General features: G+C 61.8%; 14 protein-coding genes. 6 read left to right on the forward strand and 8 right to left on the reverse strand.

Annotation, left to right across the window (positions count from 1 at the left end):
* Nucleotides 1-48: 48 nt before the first annotated feature.
* Nucleotides 49-723 (reverse strand): phosphoribosylglycinamide formyltransferase, encoded by a 675-nt coding sequence (purN, locus tag ACIQUB_RS04660; RefSeq protein WP_113238896.1) that lies wholly within the window; start codon nt 721-723, stop codon nt 49-51.
* The gene (gene purM, locus ACIQUB_RS04665; RefSeq protein WP_113238897.1) at nt 720-1,793 is read right to left on the reverse strand and encodes a phosphoribosylformylglycinamidine cyclo-ligase; all 1,074 of its coding nucleotides are present in this window, start codon (nt 1,791-1,793) and stop codon (nt 720-722) included. The genes purN and purM overlap by 4 nt, the downstream gene beginning before the upstream one ends.
* Nucleotides 1,794-2,038: 245 nt before the next feature.
* Here purM and ACIQUB_RS04670 point away from each other — a divergent pair, with 245 nt between their 5' ends.
* The 4 genes from ACIQUB_RS04670 to ppx all read left to right on the forward strand — a co-directional run bounded on the left by ACIQUB_RS04670 (nt 2,039) and on the right by ppx (nt 7,677).
* Nucleotides 2,039-3,160 carry an AI-2E family transporter gene (locus ACIQUB_RS04670; protein ID WP_113238898.1) on the forward strand — a complete coding sequence of 374 codons (1,122 nt, stop codon included), beginning with the start codon at nt 2,039-2,041 and terminating at the stop codon, nt 3,158-3,160.
* Nucleotides 3,157-3,870 (forward strand): DnaA regulatory inactivator HdaA, encoded by a 714-nt coding sequence (gene hdaA, locus ACIQUB_RS04675; protein ID WP_113238899.1) that lies wholly within the window; start codon nt 3,157-3,159, stop codon nt 3,868-3,870. Before ACIQUB_RS04670 ends, hdaA begins: the two co-directional genes overlap by 4 nt.
* A gap of 66 nt (nt 3,871-3,936) precedes the next feature.
* Nucleotides 3,937-6,141 carry an RNA degradosome polyphosphate kinase gene (locus ACIQUB_RS04680; RefSeq protein ID WP_047513236.1) on the forward strand — a complete coding sequence of 735 codons (2,205 nt, stop codon included), beginning with the start codon at nt 3,937-3,939 and terminating at the stop codon, nt 6,139-6,141.
* 12 nt (nt 6,142-6,153) lie between these two features.
* Nucleotides 6,154-7,677, forward strand: coding sequence for an exopolyphosphatase (ppx, locus tag ACIQUB_RS04685; protein ID WP_113238900.1), 1,524 nt, complete (start codon nt 6,154-6,156; stop codon nt 7,675-7,677).
* Between the two features lie 79 nt (nt 7,678-7,756).
* Here the strand turns inward: ppx and ACIQUB_RS04690 are convergent, their stop codons facing one another.
* The 4 genes from ACIQUB_RS04690 to ACIQUB_RS04705 all read right to left on the reverse strand — a co-directional run bounded on the left by ACIQUB_RS04690 (nt 7,757) and on the right by ACIQUB_RS04705 (nt 13,026).
* Nucleotides 7,757-9,115 (reverse strand): esterase-like activity of phytase family protein, encoded by a 1,359-nt coding sequence (locus ACIQUB_RS04690; RefSeq protein ID WP_113238929.1) that lies wholly within the window; start codon nt 9,113-9,115, stop codon nt 7,757-7,759.
* A 45-nt stretch (nt 9,116-9,160) separates the two neighbouring features.
* Nucleotides 9,161-10,231, reverse strand: coding sequence for an adenylate/guanylate cyclase domain-containing protein (locus ACIQUB_RS04695; RefSeq protein ID WP_113238901.1), 1,071 nt, complete (start codon nt 10,229-10,231; stop codon nt 9,161-9,163).
* A 162-nt stretch (nt 10,232-10,393) separates the two neighbouring features.
* Nucleotides 10,394-11,539 (reverse strand): ribonuclease D, encoded by a 1,146-nt coding sequence (gene rnd, locus ACIQUB_RS04700; RefSeq protein ID WP_113238902.1) that lies wholly within the window; start codon nt 11,537-11,539, stop codon nt 10,394-10,396.
* An 83-nt stretch (nt 11,540-11,622) separates the two neighbouring features.
* Nucleotides 11,623-13,026, reverse strand: a complete 1,404-nt coding sequence (locus ACIQUB_RS04705) for a multicopper oxidase family protein (protein ID WP_113238903.1) — start codon at nt 13,024-13,026, stop codon at nt 11,623-11,625.
* Between the two features lie 268 nt (nt 13,027-13,294).
* Here ACIQUB_RS04705 and aspS point away from each other — a divergent pair, with 268 nt between their 5' ends.
* A complete protein-coding gene (gene aspS / locus ACIQUB_RS04710; protein WP_113238930.1) occupies nt 13,295-15,085 on the forward strand; it encodes an aspartate--tRNA ligase in 1,791 nt (596 codons plus the stop codon).
* A 63-nt stretch (nt 15,086-15,148) separates the two neighbouring features.
* On the opposite strand, the gene ACIQUB_RS04715 is transcribed toward aspS, so the two are convergent.
* Nucleotides 15,149-16,315, reverse strand: coding sequence for a serine hydrolase domain-containing protein (locus ACIQUB_RS04715; RefSeq protein ID WP_113238904.1), 1,167 nt, complete (start codon nt 16,313-16,315; stop codon nt 15,149-15,151).
* A 66-nt stretch (nt 16,316-16,381) separates the two neighbouring features.
* Here ACIQUB_RS04715 and ACIQUB_RS04720 point away from each other — a divergent pair, with 66 nt between their 5' ends.
* On the forward strand, nt 16,382-17,029 hold the full coding sequence (locus ACIQUB_RS04720) for a TetR/AcrR family transcriptional regulator (protein ID WP_402928779.1): 648 nt from the start codon (nt 16,382-16,384) through the stop codon (nt 17,027-17,029).
* A 54-nt stretch (nt 17,030-17,083) separates the two neighbouring features.
* On the opposite strand, the gene ACIQUB_RS04725 is transcribed toward ACIQUB_RS04720, so the two are convergent.
* The gene (locus tag ACIQUB_RS04725; protein WP_112941285.1) at nt 17,084-18,271 is read right to left on the reverse strand and encodes a hypothetical protein; all 1,188 of its coding nucleotides are present in this window, start codon (nt 18,269-18,271) and stop codon (nt 17,084-17,086) included.
* Nucleotides 18,272-18,393: the final 122 nt, after the last annotated feature.

Raw genomic sequence — 18,393 nt, forward strand, 5'->3', positions numbered from 1 at the left:
TTGGGCCCGATAACAGGCCCAATTTCATATGCGAATTTGCTTCTCTAGTTAGGCTTTGGTGCCGATGAGCGAGATAACCTTGCCGTCTGCGGCCAACGCTGCACTGTCACCAATGCTGACAGCCTTGCCACCTTCCATCCGCACCTTGCCCTCGGCAAACAGCTTCAGCGCCTGCGGATAGATCTGGTGCTCGACGGTCAGCACGCGCGCCGCCAGGGTGTCGGCGGTGTCGTTGGAGAGTACAGGCACAGCCGCCTGGCCGATGACGGGGCCTTCATCCATGCCCTCGGTGACGAAATGCACCGTGCAGCCGGCGATCCGCATGCCGGCGTCGATGGCGCGTTGATGCGTGTGCAAGCCGGGGAATAGCGGCAGCAGGGAAGGGTGGATGTTGATCATCTTCCCCTCGTAGCGCTGGATGAATGTCCCGCTCAGGAGCCGCATATAACCTGCGAGGCAGAGAATGTCGGGCGACAGCGCGTCGAGACCGGCGAAGATCGCTTCCTCGTGCGCTTCCTTGCTGGCGTAGTCCTTGCGCGGAAAGGCGAATGTCGAGATGCCCTCGGCGGCTGCCTTGGCAAGGCCGCCTGCGTCCGGCTTGTCGGAGATCACGCCGACGATCTCGGCCGGGAAGTCCTTAGCCTTCGCTGCGGCGACCAGCGCCATCATGTTGGAGCCGCCGCCGGAGATGAAGACGACGACGCGTTTGCGCGGAGACGTCATATGGCGAGCGTGCCCTTGTAGAGCGTGCCGTGGGCGCCTTCGGCGCGCGCGATCATCTGGCCGAGACGCACGACGCTTTCACCCTGCGCTTCCAGCGCCGAGATGACGGTGTCGGCATTCTCGGCGGAGACGACGGCGATCATGCCGATGCCGCAGTTGAAGGTGCGCAACATCTCGTTTGCTTCCACGCCACCGGTCTTCGAGAGCCAGGAGAACACGGCCGGAACCTTGACAGCGGCAAGATCGATCTCGGCGGCGAGGTGCTTGGGCAGAACGCGCGGAATGTTCTCGGGGAAGCCGCCGCCGGTGATGTGCGCCAGCGCCTTGATTGCGCCGGTTTCGCGGATGACGCTCAAGAGCTGCTTCACATAGATACGGGTCGGCGTGAGCAGGGCTTCGCCAAGCGTCTTGCCGTCTGCGAAGGGTGCCGGCGCATCCCAGGCGAGGCCGGAAAGGCCGACGATCTTGCGCACCAGCGAGAAGCCGTTCGAATGAACGCCCGAGGAGGCGAGGCCGAGGATGACGTCGCCTTCACCGATATCGCCGGACGGCAGCAGCTTGCCGCGTTCGGCCGCACCCACGGCAAAGCCGGCCAGATCGTAATCGCCGGAGGAGTACATGCCCGGCATCTCGGCGGTCTCGCCGCCGATCAGCGCACAGCCCGCGTCGCGGCAGCCGGCGGCAATGCCTTCGACGATCGCCGCACCCTGGTCCGGATCGAGCTTGCCGGTCGCGAAGTAGTCGAGGAAGAACAGCGGTTCGGCGCCCTGGACGACGAGATCGTTGACGCACATGGCGACGAGGTCGATGCCGACGGTGTCGTGATAATCAGCATCGATCGCGATCTTGAGCTTGGTGCCGACGCCGTCGTTGGCGGCAACCAGAACCGGATCGGTGAAGCCTGCGGCCTTGAGGTCGAACAGGCCGCCGAAGCCGCCGATTTCGCCGTCCGCGCCGGGGCGGCGGGTCGAGCGTACGGCGGGCTTGATCTTTTCGACGAGAAGGTTGCCAGCGTCGATATCCACGCCTGCATCGCTATAGGTGAGACCGTTTTTTCCGGACTGGCTCATACTGCTCTCCGATGGCTGTCGTCGGGCGGGAAATATCCCCGCGTCACATGCGGGTCGCAATTGCATGACAGGGGGCTTTATGCAAGGCGTTGCGTGGCAAAAGCCCCAATTTCCCGCTCTTTTGAACGGAGCTTATGGGAAATTGGACGCTGGGGTTGACCATTCTCGCGGGTGCATCCTATGTGGCTCGCAGGCCGTATCGCTGCGATGCGGCATATACCGACGTTCGATCAGCGGAGAACATGATGCCACACCAGGTTAGCGGCGCCGGTCTGAAGCGCCAGGTTATCTTTTGGCTGTTCGTGCTCGCCGCCTTCATCGCCTTCCTCCTGGTGTTCAGCTCCATCCTGCTGCCGTTCCTGGCCGGCATGGCGATCGCCTATTTCCTCGATCCGGTCGCCGACCGGCTGGAGAAGCTCGGTCTCAGCCGCCTCATGGCCACCATCGTCATCCTGATCGCCTTCGTCGTCCTGATCGTGCTGGCGCTGATGATCCTGATCCCGATCCTTGCGAGCCAGTTCGCCGATTTCGCCGGCCGTCTGCCTGGTTATATCGATCAGCTGCAAACCTTTATCGCCAAGCAGCAGAACTCGATGCTGCCGGATTGGATCAAGAACCAGCTCGGCACCATCAAGAACAATTTCTCCGAAATACTCTCGCAGGGCTTCGGCCTGCTCACCGGGCTGTTCAGCCAGGTCTGGAGCTCCGGCCTTGCTGTCGTCAACGTGATCTCGCTGATGGTCGTGACACCCGTTGTCGCCTTCTACATGCTGCTCGATTGGGACCGAATGGTCGCCAATATCGACAAGTATATCCCCCGCGATTATGTCGCCAACGTACACCAGATCATGAGCGAGATCGATGATGCGATCGCCGGCTTTATTCGCGGGCAGGGGTCTCTCTGCCTGATCCTCGGTATCTGGTATGCGGTCGGCCTGTCGCTGGTCGGGCTGAATTTCGGCCTGCTGATCGGCCTCTTCGCCGGCATGATCAGCTTCATCCCCTATGTCGGCTCTATGGTGGGTCTGATCCTGGCGGTGGGTGTCGCGATCGTGCAGTTCTGGCCGGATTACATCTGGGTCGGCGCTGTACTCGTGGTCTTCTTCAGCGGCCAGTTCATGGAAGGCAACATCCTGCAGCCGAAGCTCGTCGGTCACAGCGTTGGCCTGCATCCGGTCTGGCTGATGTTTGCGCTGTTTGCTTTCGGCGCGCTGTTCGGCTTCGTCGGCCTTTTGGTCGCGGTGCCGGCTGCCGCTGCCGTCGGTGTCCTTGTTCGCTTTGCGCTTTCACGGTATCTTGAGAGCGACCTGTATGCGGGCGAGGCGAAGGCCACCCCGGTGCGGAAGACAAAAGCTGGCCCGAAATGACTGACGTGAAAAACGCTGACTCAAGGCGCAAGCCCGTGGAGCAGCTCCCCTTGGCCTTTTCTCATGATGCCGCGACCGGTCGTGACGATCTCCTGATCTCCGAGCGGCTGGCGGCGGCTGTCGAGATCGTCGATGCTTGGCCGAACTGGCCGTCGCCCGTCGTCATCCTCGCCGGCCCGGTCGGATCGGGCAAGTCGCACCTCGCCAATATCTGGAGGGATCACAGCGGCGCCAAGCTCATCCATCCGAAGGCGGGTGCCAATGCGGCGGTGGATGCGGCGAACGGCCCCGTCTTGTTTGAGGATGTCGATCGCCTCGGCTTCGACGACACCGAACTGTTTCATGTCATCAACAGCGTGCGCGAAAACGGCCACAGCCTGCTGATGACCAGCCGTCTCTGGCCGATGTCCTGGCCGGTCGAGCTGGCCGATCTGCGCTCGCGCCTGAAGGCCGCGACCGTCGTCGAGATCGGCGAGCCGGACGAGGAACTGCTGTCGCAGGTCATCGTCAAGCTGTTTGCCGACCGCCAGCTTTATATAGATGACAAACTGGTGCTCTATATTGTCGTCAGGATGGAGCGATCGCTGAACGCCGCCCAGACGATCGTCGAGCGGCTGGATCGGCTGGCCCTGTCGAGAGGCACCAAGATCACACGCGCGCTTGCCGCTGAAGTGTTGAATGAATTGGGCAATTCCGATCCGGCTGATTGACTGTCACAGTTCCGTCGTGAAACTGATATATTCGGCTTGGCGCAATAATGAGGGGACGATCGAACGATGGACAGTGCAGTCGCGGGAAACCAGGAAACGGCTCCCGAAACCAAGGCGAACGTTCCTCCGCTTGAAGAACTGCTCTCCAGCCCCGAGCGCTTCATCAACCGCGAATTTTCCTGGCTGCAGTTCAATCGCCGCGTTCTCGAGGAGACGCTGAACACCGAGCATCCGCTGCTTGAGCGCGTTCGCTTCCTGTCGATTTCGGCTGCCAACCTCGATGAATTCTTCATGGTGCGCGTTGCCGGTCTCGAAGGTCAGGTGCGCCAGAACATCGTTGTTCGCACGCCCGACGGCAAGACGCCGGCCGAACAGCTCGAATCCATCCTGCAGGAGATCGACAATCTGCAGATGGAGCAGCAGGCCTCGCTGGCCGTGCTACAGCAATATCTCGCCAAGGAAGACATCCTGATCGTCCGCCCAGGCGCGCTCAGCGAGAGCGATCGCAACTGGCTTGCGACCGAGTTCGAGCAGGCGATCTTCCCGGTCCTGACGCCGCTCTCGATCGACCCGGCGCACCCGTTCCCCTTCATCCCCAATCTTGGCTTCTCGATCGGCCTGCAGCTGGTCAGCAAGAATGGCCGCGAGCCGATGACGGCGCTTCTGCGCCTGCCGCCGGCGCTCGATCGTTTCGTGCGCCTGCCCGATGATGGCAACACGATCCGCTACATCACGCTCGAGGACGTCGCCAACATCTTCATCTACCGGCTCTACCCGGGCTATGAGGTGCAGGGTTCCGGTACGTTCCGCATTATCCGCGACAGCGATATCGAAGTCGAGGAAGAAGCAGAAGATCTCGTCCGCTTCTTCGAAACAGCGCTGAAGCGCCGCCGCCGCGGTTCGGTCATCCGCCTCGAAACCGATTCCGAAATGCCGGCCTCGCTGCGCCAGTTCGTAGTGCAGGCGACCAACGTGCCCGATAACCGCGTCGCCGTTCTGCCCGGCTTGCTGGCACTGAATACGCTGTCCGAGATCACCAAGGCGCCGCGCGACGATCTGCGTTTCCCCTCCTACAATGCGCGATTTCCCGAACGCGTCCGCGAGCACGCCGGCGATTGCTTCGCCGCCATCCGCGAAAAGGACATGGTGGTTCACCACCCCTACGAGTCCTTCGACGTGGTGGTCCAGTTTCTGCTCCAGGCTGCGCGCGATCCTGACGTCCTGGCGATAAAGCAGACGCTCTACCGCACCTCCAACGACAGCCCGATCGTCCGCGCGCTGATCGACGCCGCCGAATCCGGCAAGTCGGTCACGGCGCTGGTCGAGCTCAAGGCGCGTTTCGACGAGGAAGCCAACATCCGCTGGGCGCGCGACCTCGAACGCGCCGGCGTGCAGGTCGTCTTCGGCTTCATCGAATTGAAGACCCACTCGAAGATGTCGCTGGTCGTTCGCCGCGAAGAGGGCAAGCTGCGCAGCTACTGTCACCTCGGCACCGGCAACTATCACCCGATCACCGCGAAGATTTATACCGACCTGTCGTTCTTCACCTGCAATCCGGTGATTGCCCACGACATGGCCAACATCTTCAACTTCATCACCGGCTATGGCGAGCCGGAGGAGAGCATGAAGCTCGCCGTATCGCCCTATACGCTGCGTTCGCGCATCCTTCGTCACATCAACGAAGAGATCAAGCACGCCAAGAACGGCGCGCCGGCGGCCATCTGGATGAAGATGAACTCGCTCGTCGATCCCGAAATCATCGACGCGCTCTATACGGCGAGCCACGCCGGCGTCGAGATCGATCTCGTCATCCGCGGTATCTGCTGCCTGCGCCCGCAGGTGCCCGGCCTGTCGGAAAACATCCGCGTCAAGTCGATCGTCGGCCGCTTCCTCGAGCACAGCCGCATCTTCTGCTTCGGCAACGGTCACGGCCTGCCGTCGGACAAGGCGCTGGTCTATATCGGCTCCGCCGACATGATGCCGAGAAATCTGGATCGCCGCGTCGAAACGCTGGTTCCGCTGATCAATCCGACCGTGCACGAGCAGGTTTTGTCACAGATCATGCTGGGCAACCTCATTGACAATCAACAAAGCTACGAGATATTGGCCGACGGGACGTCTAGGCGCATGGAGGTGCGCAAGGGCGAGGAGCCGTTCAACGCGCAACAGTATTTCATGACCAATCCCAGCCTTTCGGGCCGTGGTGAAGCGTTGAAATCCAGTGCGCCAAAGCTGATCGCCGGCCTTCTTTCCGGCCGCACGAAACGATAAAACTGGACCTGCATGGTTGAATCAGAAGCCCAGGGGCGCCTTCCAGGGATTGCCCCGGTCTCCGTTGTCGATATCGGGTCGAACTCGATCCGTGTGGTCATCTATGAAGGCTTGTCGAGATCGCCCACGATCCTTTTCAACGAAAAGGTTCTCTGCGGTCTCGGTAAGGGCATAGCGCTCACAGGCAAGATGGACGAGGCCAGCGTCGAACGTGCGCTTTCCGCTCTGCATCGCTTCAAGGCGCTGTCCGATCAGGCACGCGCTGCCACCATGTATGTGCTGGCGACGGCTGCTGCCCGCGAGGCCTCGAACGGTCCCGATTTCATTCATCGCGCCGAAACCATCCTGCAGCGCAAGGTGCGCGTTCTCTCTGGTGAAGAAGAAGCCAAGTTCTCCGCGCTCGGCATCGTCAGCGGCTTCTACACGCCGGATGGTATCGCCGGTGACCTGGGCGGCGGCTCTCTGGAGCTGATCGACATCAAGGGCAAGGAACTCGGCCAGGGCGTGACGCTTCCGCTCGGCGGCCTGCGCCTGTCGGAATATGCCGGCGGCTCGATGGAGAAGGCCCGCACCTTCGCCCGCAAGCATGTGAAGACCATCTCCAAGCTACTGGCCAAGGGCGAAGGGCGCACGTTCTACGCTGTCGGCGGCACCTGGCGAAACATCGCCAAGCTGCACATGGAGATGACCAACTATCCGCTGCACATGATGCAGGGCTACGAGATCTCGCTCGAGCAGATGATGCTGTTTCTCGACCAGGTCGATGCCGCGAGGGACTCCAAGGACCCCGCCTGGGCGGCCGTTTCGAAATACCGCCGTGCGCTCCTTCCTTATGGCGCGATCGCCATGAAGGAAGTGCTGAGCGTCATGAAGCCCTCGGTCATCTCCTTCTCTGGCCAGGGTGTGCGCGAGGGCTATCTCTACTCGCTTCTCTCCGAAAGCGAACGCCGCGCCGACCCGCTTCTGGAAGCGGCCCGCGAACTGGCGATCCTGCGTGCCCGTTCGCCTGAACATGCCCGCGAGCTCTCGGAATGGACCGGCCGGATGATGCCGTTCTTCGATATCTTGGAGACGCCCGAGGAGGCCCGTTATCGCCAGGCCGCCTGCCTGCTCGCCGATATCAGCTGGCGCGCCCATCCCGATTATCGCGGCCTGCAGGCGCTTAATATCATCGCCCACACGTCTTTCGTTGGCATCAGCCATCCCGGCCGCGCCTTCATTGCGCTTGCCAATTACTACCGCTTCGAAGGCCTGCACGACGACGGCGCGACCAGCCCGCTGGCGACGATCGCGACGCCGCAATATGTCGAGCGCGCCAAGCTGCTCGGCGGCATGCTGCGCGTGGTCTACCTGTTCTCGGCCTCGATGCCCGGCATCGTCCGCAATCTGACCTTCCGCAAGTCTGATGATCCCGATCTCGACCTCGAATTTGTCGTGCCCTCGGAGTATCGCGATTTTGCCGGCGAGCGTCTCGATGGTCGCCTGCAGCAGCTTGCGAAGCTCACCAACAAGCGCCTGGCCTTCCGCTTCGAGTAGCGCCGCCGCCGCTCAATCCTTACCCAATAAAACGGCCCCCGCTCTTTCGAACGGGGGCCGTTTTGATTCCGGGTGATGCTTACTTGGCGTTCAGCAGTTCGCCGACTTCGAGCAGGCTGAACTCGTTGTCGTCAGCCTTGTCGACGGCGCGGCCGGCCGAGAAGGGCAGGTTGTTGTCGTTGCCGACCACGATATGGGTGGCATCGACGCGGTCGACGTTTTCGATCGTCACGAACGGCATGTCGTAGACGCCATCCTTGGTTCCGGCCTTCTTCTTGTTCTCAGGATCCTTGATGTCGAGAAGGTCGATATAGCCGATCTTGCGAACGGCGCCGTTTGCGTTGGCGTCGTTGAACTCGATCTTGTAGATGCGCTTCAGCTCGGCGGGAGCCTCGAAGCAATCCGCCTTCGGCTGCTTGGGATCGGCGCAAGCCTTGTCCTTGCTGCCGGCGCCGTTGTCGCGTTCGATCACCAGCGCGGTGGTGTCGTCGAGCATGTTGAAGTCGCCGATCGCAATGCCCTTTTCTTCCAGTGGATAGAGCCAGCTGCGGCCGGTCCAGTTCTTGGCCGCCGTGTCGAACTCGACGATGCGGATGGCGGTCCGGCCATCGACCGTCTCGACCTTGCCGTCGTCCTGGAAGAGCGGGCCTTCGAGCAGACCGTAAAGCTTGGATCCGTCCTTGGACATGGCAAGGCCTTCGAAACCGCCCGAGCGCTTCAGGTTGAAGGCCGGCATCTTGGCGACCGGGTTTGCCGGAACCGAGAGCGTCGGGTTGTCAGGCGACAGCACCGGCTTGCCGTTGACGACGGTGGAAACGACGTCGGTCAGCTTGCCCTCGGTGTCGAACTTCAGGATGTAGGGCCCGAACTCTTCGCCGATCCAGAAGCCGTCGGCGACTGGCTGGATGGATTCGATGTCGAAATCAGCGCCTGTGAGGTAGCGCTTCTCAGCACCTTCAAGCACGATCGGGAAGGGCGCCTTCTTGTCCGGATCGGACAGGAACAGGTTCTTGGCGACCTCGACCTTGCCGGTGGCCCAGTCGAACTTCACCTGATGCAGGAAAAGCATGGCGTCGCTGGAATTGGCCTTCGAGCCGAAGCCATTGTCGGACAGCGTCCAGAACGTGCCGTCTTCCATGGTCTTGATGCCGGAGAAGCCCTGGATCGGCTGTCCGTCGAAGGGAAGCTTGAGGTCGGTCACGCGCGCGCCGTCCTTGCCCGGAACGGTGCCGAGCGCCTCGGTGCGCTTGCGATCCGGCGTCGTGAACTTGCCGGAGTGCTTGAGGAACTCAGGTGCGTCGGCGGGAGCCGGCACCATGGTGTTCGCCGGCAGAATAGCCTGGCCGGCGAGCTTTGCGGGAAATTGCTGCTGGTCGGCCATGGCCGAACCGGCGATCAAAAGAACAAATGAAACGGAAGCAAGAAGAGCATTTTTCATCGAAACCCCCATGTGATGGAATGCGGGCTTCGATTAGCAGGCCTCTCATGTCGGCGCTTTGACACCCGCGTGAAGCTTTGGTGACGCTATGCGGTCGTCCGCCTTGACCAGCGAGATCACGCCGAGGCTCTGTCCGCGCCCCTTGACCGCGTGTTGCCCGAGATCCTCGGCCACAACCTTGGTCGGCAGCTGGATCCGCTGGGCGAGGTCGGTCGAGATCAGCACCGAGCGGTTCAGTGTCTTGCAGAGCGATTCAAGCCGCGACGCGGTGTTGATCGTATCGCCGAAATACGTGATCTTGTGATGGTCGACGCCGATTTCCGCGGTGATGATGCTGCCGCCATGCAGCGCCGCGCGCAACCTCGGCACCTGTCCATAGGTCGTCAGCCAGCTCTCGGCATCCGCCTCGATCGCACTGATGATGTCGAAGATGCAGTTGACGCAGCGCGCGAATTTGACGCCGCGGTCCAGCGGCCAGGTAATGATGGCGGCATCGCCGACATAATCGACGATCGTTCCCTTGTATTTGCGTACCGGCTCGGCGAAGGCCGCAAACAGCGAGCTCAGCATCTGCTGCGCGCGCAGGTCGCCGTGCTTCTCCGCGAAGGTCGTCGAATCGACAAGGTCGATGAAGAGAAACACCCGCTCTTCGCTGACCGGTTTGCGGTAGCGGCTGATGAGCATGCTGGTGAACACTTCGCGGCCCAGCAACTCACGAACTCTGAGAACGAAGATCATCAGCGAGCACACGGCCAACGCGTAGAGAAAGGCGTTGAACGGCAGCACCACCATGTCGACCCAGGAATGGGGAATGACAATGCCGGTTCCCCATAGCGAAAGGCCGGCGGCCGCAAAGCCGATGCTCATCAGCACTTCGTAGATGAAAAGCTCGGCGAGGAAGAACGTCAGCGTCGGCAGCGCCTCGACCCGGTTGCGCAGTTCGCGAAAGATCACCTTTCGCTCGAAGGCGATGATCGGCATGCCCATGCACAGTGCGAACACAGCGCCGATGAGCGGACGGCTGTCCTGGAAGAACATGACGCTGTAGAGCACGCCGCTTCCCGCCATGACGAGCATGATCAGAAGCCAGTTCTGGACTGGAGATACTTCTCTCATAAGGGTCTTTTCGTTCAGCCTTGGCCAGCGTGCGTCTGAAGCAATGTAGGCGCGCGTAAGCCCTTTCGGAAGGGGATTGGATATCCCTCCCGAAAAGATTTAGCTGAATGATTGGGCGCAGTTATGGCCTGAATCGAGGCGACGCAAAATTTGCGTCGCGACTTACAGAGCGACCGTCTCGACCTTCTTGCCGACGAAGCGCAACGCGACGTCGCCCTTGATCAGCTGCAAAGCAGGGTCGCCGAACAGCTCGCGGCGCCAGCCGCGCAGCGCGCCCACATCGGCGTTTTCGCCCTCGGCGGCGATCTTGTCCAGATCCTCGCTGTTGGCGATCACCTTGGGCGCGACGCCGTGCTTTTCCGAGATCAGCTTCAACAGCACCTTCAACAGCTCGGCTGCGGCCGCGGCTCCCTCCGGTGCCTGGGTCTGTCTCGGCGCATGCGGCATCTCGGCCTTCGGTAGCGCCAGCGCCGTATTCACAGCCTCGACGACAGCGGCACCGGCAGACGACCGTTCCCAACCCTTCGGGATGGTGCGCAGACGACCAAGCGCCTCGGTATCCTTCGGCTGCTGCTGGGCGATCTCATAGATCGCGTCGTCCTTGATGACGCGCGAACGCGGCACGTTGCGGCTGCGCGCTTCACGCTCGCGCCACGCGGCCACGTATTTCAGCACGGCAAGCTCCTGCGGCTTGCGCAGGCGCATCTTCAGGCGCTGCCAGGCGTCGTCGGGATGAATGTCGTAGGTCTCTTTCGCCTCGAGCACATCCATCTCCTCGGAGAGCCACAAGGAGCGGCCTTCGCGCTCGAGCTCTGCCTTGAGATAGAGGTAGACGTCGCGCAGATGCGTCACGTCGGCCAGCGCATAGTCGAGCTGCTTTTCGGAAAGCGGACGGCGGCTCCAGTCGGTGAAGCGCGAGGACTTGTCGATCTGCACGCCCTTGGTTCGGCTGACCAGCTGGTCGTAGGAGACAGAATCGCCGAAGCCGCAGACCATCGCCGCAACCTGCGTGTCGAAGATCGGATGCGGAATGAGGCCGCCACGGTTGTAGATGATTTCGATATCCTGGCGCGCGGCGTGGAACACCTTCAGCACGCTGGAATTGGCCATCAGCTCAAAGAAGGGTTTCAGGTCGAGACCCTTGGCCAGCGGATCGACAAGCACTTCCGTCGTCGGGCTCGCCATCTGGATCAAGCAAAGCTCCGGCCAGAACGTCGTCTCTCGCAGAAACTCGGTGTCGATAGTAATGAATTCTGACTTGGCCAGCTCGATGCAGGCCGCCTCCAAATCGGCGGTTGTTTCAATCATCTCAATTCATTCGCAGGATAGACATAGTTGAACCTTCCTTCTCCTTTCGGCCCGATATGTCAACCGCTACCGGCAAAGAGTGGTCAAACAACCCTGACATAACTCGTCATGCCGGTCTTCTGATGCTCGATGATGTGGCAATGCAACAGCCAATCGCCGAGATTGTCGGCGACGAAGGCTAGCTGCACCTTCTCGTCCGGCTGTACCAGATAGGTGTCGGTGACGAGCGGCATGACCTCTCGCGTGGACGATGAGAGCACCGTGAAGCTCATCCCGTGCAGGTGGATCGGATGCGTATGCGGCGTCACGTTCTCCAGCTGCAGGATATAGCTCTTACCGAGCTTCAGTTCCGAAAGCGGTGCAGTCGGGTCGCTCGTGTCGCCCGGCCACGGCACCTTGTTGATCGCCCAGAAGCTGTAGCCCAGCGTCCCGCAGATGCTGTCGACCGGCGCATTCTCGGCGGTGGCGCTAAGCACGACCGAGATCTTCTCCGCCGTGGAGATGTCAGCCTTCGCGACGGGGTTCTCCGCGAGTGCCGCGAGATCGCCGACATTGCGCTTCAGCGAGGTGCCCACCGAACGCAGCTTGGCGATCGTTTTCGGCGTGGTCCCGCGAATGTCCTCCAGCGTCGCAACCGCACCTTCGGTATCGGGCATCCGAACGGCAAGATCGAGCCGCTGGCCGGGGCCGATCAAAAGCAGGTCGAGCGGGAAGCGCTTCGGCACGGGATTGCCGTCGATCGCGATCACGGTCGCCTCGGCCCCCTCCATCTTCAGCGAGAAGATGCGCGTGACGTCGGTGACGGCGATGCGCAGGCGGATCAGGCCGCCGGCCGGCGCGTCATATTGCGGTTCCTGGTGCCAGTTCGCGGTGCGCACCGTGCCGTAGGTGCCGGTCTTCGCCGCGTCACGCGGTCGGAACGCGGCAATGAACTGGCCGTCGCCGCCGAGGCGCCAGTCGCGGAGGTTCAGCACCACTTCGGAATCGAATGTGGGGTCGGCCGCATCCTCGACCACGATCACGCCGGTCATGCCCTGTCCCATCTGCGCCAGCGTGTTGCAGTGCGGATGATACCAGAAGGTGCCGGCATCGGGCGGCGTGAAGGCGTAGTCGAAGCTGTCGCCGGTATAGACATAGGGCTGCGTCATGAACGGCACGCCGTCCATCTTGTTGGGAATGCGCAGGCCATGCCAGTGGATGGTGGTCGGTTCGTCGAGCGTGTTGGTGAGCCGCGCCGCATAGGGCTTGCCCTTGGTCATCCGCAGCACCGGCGGCATTCCCGCATCGTTCCCCGGATTACCCCAAGTCATGATGTTCTTGGTCACACCGGCATCGGTCAGCGTCGCCTGTGTCTTCAGCGCTTTCAGCATCTGCGGCTCTGGTGCTGCTTCCGCCAGGCCGAACTTGCCGGCAATGCCGATACCCACCCCGTATGCGCCAGCGACGGCGGAAGCCTTCAGAAGGTTGCGGCGGGTGAGGAGGGGCATGGCGGGACTCCGGAGAAGAATGATACGTCCTCTTTAAAGTTGACCGCGACCTTCAGCAATATGCCTCGTGCAGCCAAACTGCCGCAGAGCTTGGCATATGATAAGGTTGCAACCACGCCGAAAACCGGGCGCAAAGCGCGCGTGGGCCGTGCCAAGTCTTGACAAATCAGGCCGTCCATGCGCTTTTCCGCCCGATTTTCTTGTCGGCGCGAGAGAGCTTTTGAAGCCCCTGCTGCCGTCTTCAAGCCAAATACTGGAAATTGAGATGATGCATCGTTACCGCAGCCACACATGTGCAGCCCTCCGCAAGGCGGATGTCGGCGCCAATGTCCGGATTTCCGGCTGGGTCCACCGCGTTCGTGACCATGGCGGCGTTCTCTTCATCGACCTTCGCGACCATTACGGCATGACCCAGGTCGTCGCCGACCCGGATAGCCCGGCCTTCAAGATCGCCGAAACCGTTCGCGGCGAGTGGGTCATCCGCATCGACGGCGTCGTCAAGGCGCGCTCGGAAGACACCGTCAACAAGAACATGGCGACCGGCGAGATCGAACTCTACGCCCAGGAGATCGAAGTGCTCTCCGAAGCCAAGGAACTACCGCTGCCGGTCTTCGGCGAGCCGGATTATCCTGAGGACATCCGCCTCAAGTACCGCTTCCTCGACCTGCGCCGCGAGACGCTGCACAAGAACATCGTCAAGCGCAGCCAGATCATTTCCGACATCCGCAACCGCATGACGTCGGCCGGCTTCGGCGAATACACGACCCCGATCCTGACGGCGTCCTCGCCGGAAGGCGCGCGCGACTTCCTCGTGCCGTCGCGTATCCACCCCGGCCAGTTCTTCGCCCTGCCGCAGGCGCCGCAGCAGTACAAGCAGCTCCTGATGGTTGCCGGTTTCGACCGCTACTTCCAGATCGCGCCGTGCTTCCGCGATGAAGACCCGCGCGCCGACCGCCTGCCGGGCGAATTCTACCAACTCGACCTGGAAATGAGCTTCGTCACCCAGGAAGACGTCTGGGACACGATGGCCCCGATCATGACCTCCGTCTTCGAGCAGTTCGCCGAAGGCAAGCCGGTCACCAAGGAATGGCCGCGCATCCCCTATGACGTCGCGATCCGCAAGTACGGCTCCGACAAGCCGGACCTGCGTAACCCGATCGAGATGCAGGCCGTCACCGAGCACTTCGCAGGCTCCGGTTTCAAGGTGTTCGCCGGCATGATCGCCTCGAACCCGAAGGTCGAAGTCTGGGCGATTCCCGCCAAGACCGGCGGCTCCAGAGCATTCTGCGACCGCATGAACGCCTGGGCGCAGTCGCTTGGCCAGCCGGGCCTCGGCTACATCTTCTGGAAGGAAGAAGACGGCAAGGTCGGCGGTTCCGGTCCGCTCGCCAAGAACATCGGCGAAGAGCGCACTGAAGCGCTCCGCGTCCAGCTCGGCCTTGAAGCAGGCGACGCCGCCTTCTTCGTCGCTGGCGAACCGGCGAAGTTCTACAAGTTCGCGGGCGAAGCGCGCACCAAGGCGGGTGAAGACCTGAACCTCGTTGACCGCGATCGCTTCGAACTGTGCTGGATCATCGACTTCCCGTTCTACGAATGGAGCGAGGAAGACAAGAAGATCGATTTCGCCCACAACCCCTTTTCGATGCCGCAGGGTGGTCTGGAAGCGCTGCAGAGCCAGGATCCGCTGTCGCTCAAGGCCTACCAGTACGACGCCGTCTGCAACGGCTTCGAGATCGCCTCGGGCTCGATCCGTAACCAGTCACCGGAAGCCATGGTCAAGGCCTTCGAACTGGTCGGCCTCAGCCAGACGGATGTCGAAGAGCGCTTCGGCGGCATGTACCGTGCCTTCCAATACGGCGCGCCTCCGCACGGCGGCTGCGCTTTCGGTATCGACCGTGTCGTGATGCTGCTGCTCGGCGCCAAGAACCTGCGCGAGATCACGCTGTTCCCGATGAACCAGCAGGCGCAGGACCTCCTGATGAACGCCCCGTCGCCGGCAACGCCGAAGCAACTGATGGAACTGTCGCTGCGCGTCATGCCGCCGGTCAAGAAGGACTAAGCGAACATCGCTTGAATGAGAAAAGCCCGGCGCAAGTCGGGCTTTTCTCGTTTCCGGACAATGTCAGAGAGCCGCGTAGATCGCCTGTTTGAGGTCTACGGTGAACCGGCCCCACATGCCCTCCAGCGTCGTGTTGGTGAGCGCGACCACCGTCAGCTTCCTTGTCGGATCCACGAACCAGCTGTGACCATAAACCCCGCCCCATTGCAGGCTGCCGCGAGACAGCGGAACCTGCGCGGCATCTGGATCGGTCACCACGGCCCAGCCGAAGCCGAAGCCCGAGCCGGGCTCTACCTGCTGCCGCAGACCGTTGGCCTGGTCGGTCATCATGGTCGCGACCGTTTCCGTAGATAGCAACGCGCCACCGCCCTGGCGGATGGTTTCGAGAATGCGGAGTACATCGTCCGCCGTGCCCGCCATTCCTGCGCCGCCGGAGTGATAGGAGGAAGGGTCGAAGATCCGGTCCGGCGCAAACCGCACTGAACCCGTCAGCGCGGGAATGACGGCTTCCTGTCCCATCCGCTCCGGCTCGGGCGAGGCGTTGAAGTAGGCGGCCGCCAATCGCTGCCGGTCGCGCACCGAAAACGCGGTGTCTGTAAGCCCGAGCGGGCCGGTGACGAGTTCCGCGACCGCATCGTCGAGCGACATGGCCATTTCCTGCTCGATGACGCCGCCGAGAACGTCGATCGCCAGAGAGTAGCACCAGCCTTCGCCCGGCGCGAACCGCAGCGGTGCACTCGCAATGCGCTTCAGGTTCTCCGCGAGCGCCATTCCAGGCTCGCCGATGCCGTCCGAAACGCCGGCGCGGGTATAGGGACCATCCTCGTCGATGAAGCAGTAGCTGAGGCCTGCGGTGTGGGTGAGCAGATGGCGAAGGCGGATGACCGCTTCCCCGCCATCGGCAAGCCGAGGGCGGAAGTCGGGCAGCCAGCGTGTGATCGGATCGTCCAAACCCATCCGACCCTGTTCGACCAGTCGCATGGCGGCAATCGTCACGATCGGCTTGGTGACCGAGGCAAGGCGGAAGATCGTGTCCTCGGTCATCGTCCGTCCGGCTTCCCGGTCCGCCAACCCGGCTGCGCGCCGGTAGACCGGCTTTCCATCTTGCATGATCAGGACCACGGCGCCCACCAGCCGCTTGTCGGCAAGTGCGGCATCGATTGCCTTATCGACGCCCGCGCCGAAGGATACCGCCGCGTTATCAATCTTGATGTCTGGGGGAAGACTCATGAGATCAAACCTTCTATAATCACAATGACCATTCCTGAATATAGCGGATCGTAAGATAATTCCAGAGTGAACGTTGTGAAAAATACAGAAAGTTCGAAACCTGACACTCAACGCAAGCGCGGTCGCCCGCCCGCTTTCGACAGGGAGGTCGTTCTGGCGGCGGCGCGTGACGTCTTCTGGCAGCACGGCTACGACGGCTCGTCGATCGCCGATCTGACGGCGTCCATGGGGATTACCCCTCAAAGCCTCTACGCGGCCTTCCGCTCAAAGGCTGATCTCTATCGCGAGACGCTCGACCAGTACCGCCGCATGCCACGGCAGGAGCCGGGCAATCCGTTGCAGGAAAAGATCGATACGGTAACGGCTTTCACGCGTTTTCTGCGGAACTCCGCGTTCCTGTTCACGGCAGCCGAACACCCCAAGGGCTGCATGATCTCGACGGCGGTGCTGAACTGCGCGGCGGAAAACGAGGACATCGCCTTTCACGTCTCATCCCTGCGGCTGCAAACGCTCGGCGCGTTCCAGGCGCGTATCGAGCGTGGGGTAGAGGAGGGCGATATGCGCGCCGACACCGATGCCGGCTCGCTTGCCCGTTTTCTCGGCGCCATGGTTCAGGGAATGTCGGTCCAGGCGCGTGACGGTGCGGGTGCCGACGAGCTCTTGGCAGCAGCCGATCACGCGATCAGCGAATTGAAACGCCACAGCATACGATGAAGAAAGGCCCGGCGAGCAATGCGCGCCAGGCCTTTCTCATTCATGCGGCAACGATCAATCGTTCGCCGAAACCTTCACGCCGAGCACCTGCGGCAGCGTGTTCGGTGCGCCCATGGCGGCACCCATGATCATCGGGAACGGCACGGGTTTTTCCGGTGCGGCGTTGACCGTCAGGCTCTTCGGGTCGTCGAGGAAGGTGTTGACGGCGGCCGATACGGCGTTCTGCAGCTCGGGGATGTTGAGCTGTGCCAGCATGATCGGCGCCATCGCCTTCAGCGAGTCCGCCATCTGCTTGCCCGACATGCCCTGCTGGCTGCCGGCATAGTCGAGAGCGCGCTTGGTGATCGAGGCGTCGTCGAAGCGGATCTGAGCGCTTTCGAAGGACAGCTGCTGCAACAGGCCAAGCATGGCAAGGCCGAAGGCCTGCTGGGCCTGGTCCTTGTTCTGGTTGGCTTCCGCCTGCTGGGCGGCTTCCTGCAGCGACTTCACGAAGGCGAGCGTATAGCCATTGACCTTGAAGGCGAGGTTGAGCTTGCCGACATTGCTGAAATCGAAGGCGAACTCGGATACGTCGATCGTGCCCGGTGCCAAGTCCCAGGCGCCCTTCATGGTGATGTCGCCATTGACCTGCTGCAGCGCCAGCTTCTCGATCGCTTCCTTGCTCTGCGGATCGGCCGCCTTGCTGAGGTCGGCCTTGAGGCTCTTGAAGGCGCCGTCGAAATCGAAGCCGGACTCGTCTTCGCGCAGCGTCAGGTTCACATCGCTGCCACCGAGCGAGAACACTTCGGCGCCATCCTTGACGACCTTCAGCGGACCGCTGTGGGCGCTCTCGTAGAGCAGCATGGAGGAGAGGCCTTCGCCCTTGGCATCGGCAGGAATGGAGATGCCGCCGAGCGTCAGTTCGCTCACGGTCAGCGTCGCGCCGTCATTGGTGGTGTTGATGTCGGGGAAGGCTGCTTCTTCGATGTAGTAGCCACCGTCGTCATCTTCCTCGACGCCCGACAGCGTGATTTCGCCGATCGGCAGAGCGCCGCCGTTATTCGGCTTGAAGCTGGCGTTCTTCAGCGTGACGGTCTTGCCGTCGACATCGACGCCATCGGCTGCGAGCGTGCCGCCCTGCAGCGTGTAGGCGGCATTGATCTTCTTCAGCAGGTCCTGGCCATCGAGCGCGAAAGCGGAGCCTGCGAGAGAAAGGAATGCCACGCCCGAAAGCATGAGCCGTGTCGTCCGGTAAAATGTCATTGGTGTTCCTCAGATCCAGGTGGGCGGTTGGCCGTCAATCTACGGTGGATTTGTGCCGGTTTATATTTCGTGTTTTCTAAAATTATGTTGAAGGGATAAGCAAACAAAGTCCAAATTCGGGC

The organism is Rhizobium sp. NPDC090275 (genome assembly GCF_044772225.1).
GTDB lineage: Bacteria > Pseudomonadota > Alphaproteobacteria > Rhizobiales > Rhizobiaceae > Rhizobium.

Coding starts and splice junctions, on each gene's coding strand:
- ppx (WP_113238900.1), top strand. CDS start 6,154: ATGGTTGAATCAGAAGCCCAGGGGCGCCTTCCAGGGATTGCCCCGGTC.
- purN (WP_113238896.1), bottom strand. CDS start 723: ATGACGTCTCCGCGCAAACGCGTCGTCGTCTTCATCTCCGGCGGCGGC.
- hdaA (WP_113238899.1), top strand. CDS start 3,157: ATGACTGACGTGAAAAACGCTGACTCAAGGCGCAAGCCCGTGGAGCAG.
- aspS (WP_113238930.1), top strand. CDS start 13,295: ATGCATCGTTACCGCAGCCACACATGTGCAGCCCTCCGCAAGGCGGAT.
- ACIQUB_RS04690 (WP_113238929.1), bottom strand. CDS start 9,115: ATGAAAAATGCTCTTCTTGCTTCCGTTTCATTTGTTCTTTTGATCGCC.
- ACIQUB_RS04715 (WP_113238904.1), bottom strand. CDS start 16,315: ATGAGTCTTCCCCCAGACATCAAGATTGATAACGCGGCGGTATCCTTC.
- ACIQUB_RS04705 (WP_113238903.1), bottom strand. CDS start 13,026: ATGCCCCTCCTCACCCGCCGCAACCTTCTGAAGGCTTCCGCCGTCGCT.
- ACIQUB_RS04695 (WP_113238901.1), bottom strand. CDS start 10,231: ATGAGAGAAGTATCTCCAGTCCAGAACTGGCTTCTGATCATGCTCGTC.
- rnd (WP_113238902.1), bottom strand. CDS start 11,539: ATGATTGAAACAACCGCCGATTTGGAGGCGGCCTGCATCGAGCTGGCC.
- ACIQUB_RS04725 (WP_112941285.1), bottom strand. CDS start 18,271: ATGACATTTTACCGGACGACACGGCTCATGCTTTCGGGCGTGGCATTC.
- ACIQUB_RS04670 (WP_113238898.1), top strand. CDS start 2,039: ATGCCACACCAGGTTAGCGGCGCCGGTCTGAAGCGCCAGGTTATCTTT.
- ACIQUB_RS04680 (WP_047513236.1), top strand. CDS start 3,937: ATGGACAGTGCAGTCGCGGGAAACCAGGAAACGGCTCCCGAAACCAAG.
- purM (WP_113238897.1), bottom strand. CDS start 1,793: ATGAGCCAGTCCGGAAAAAACGGTCTCACCTATAGCGATGCAGGCGTG.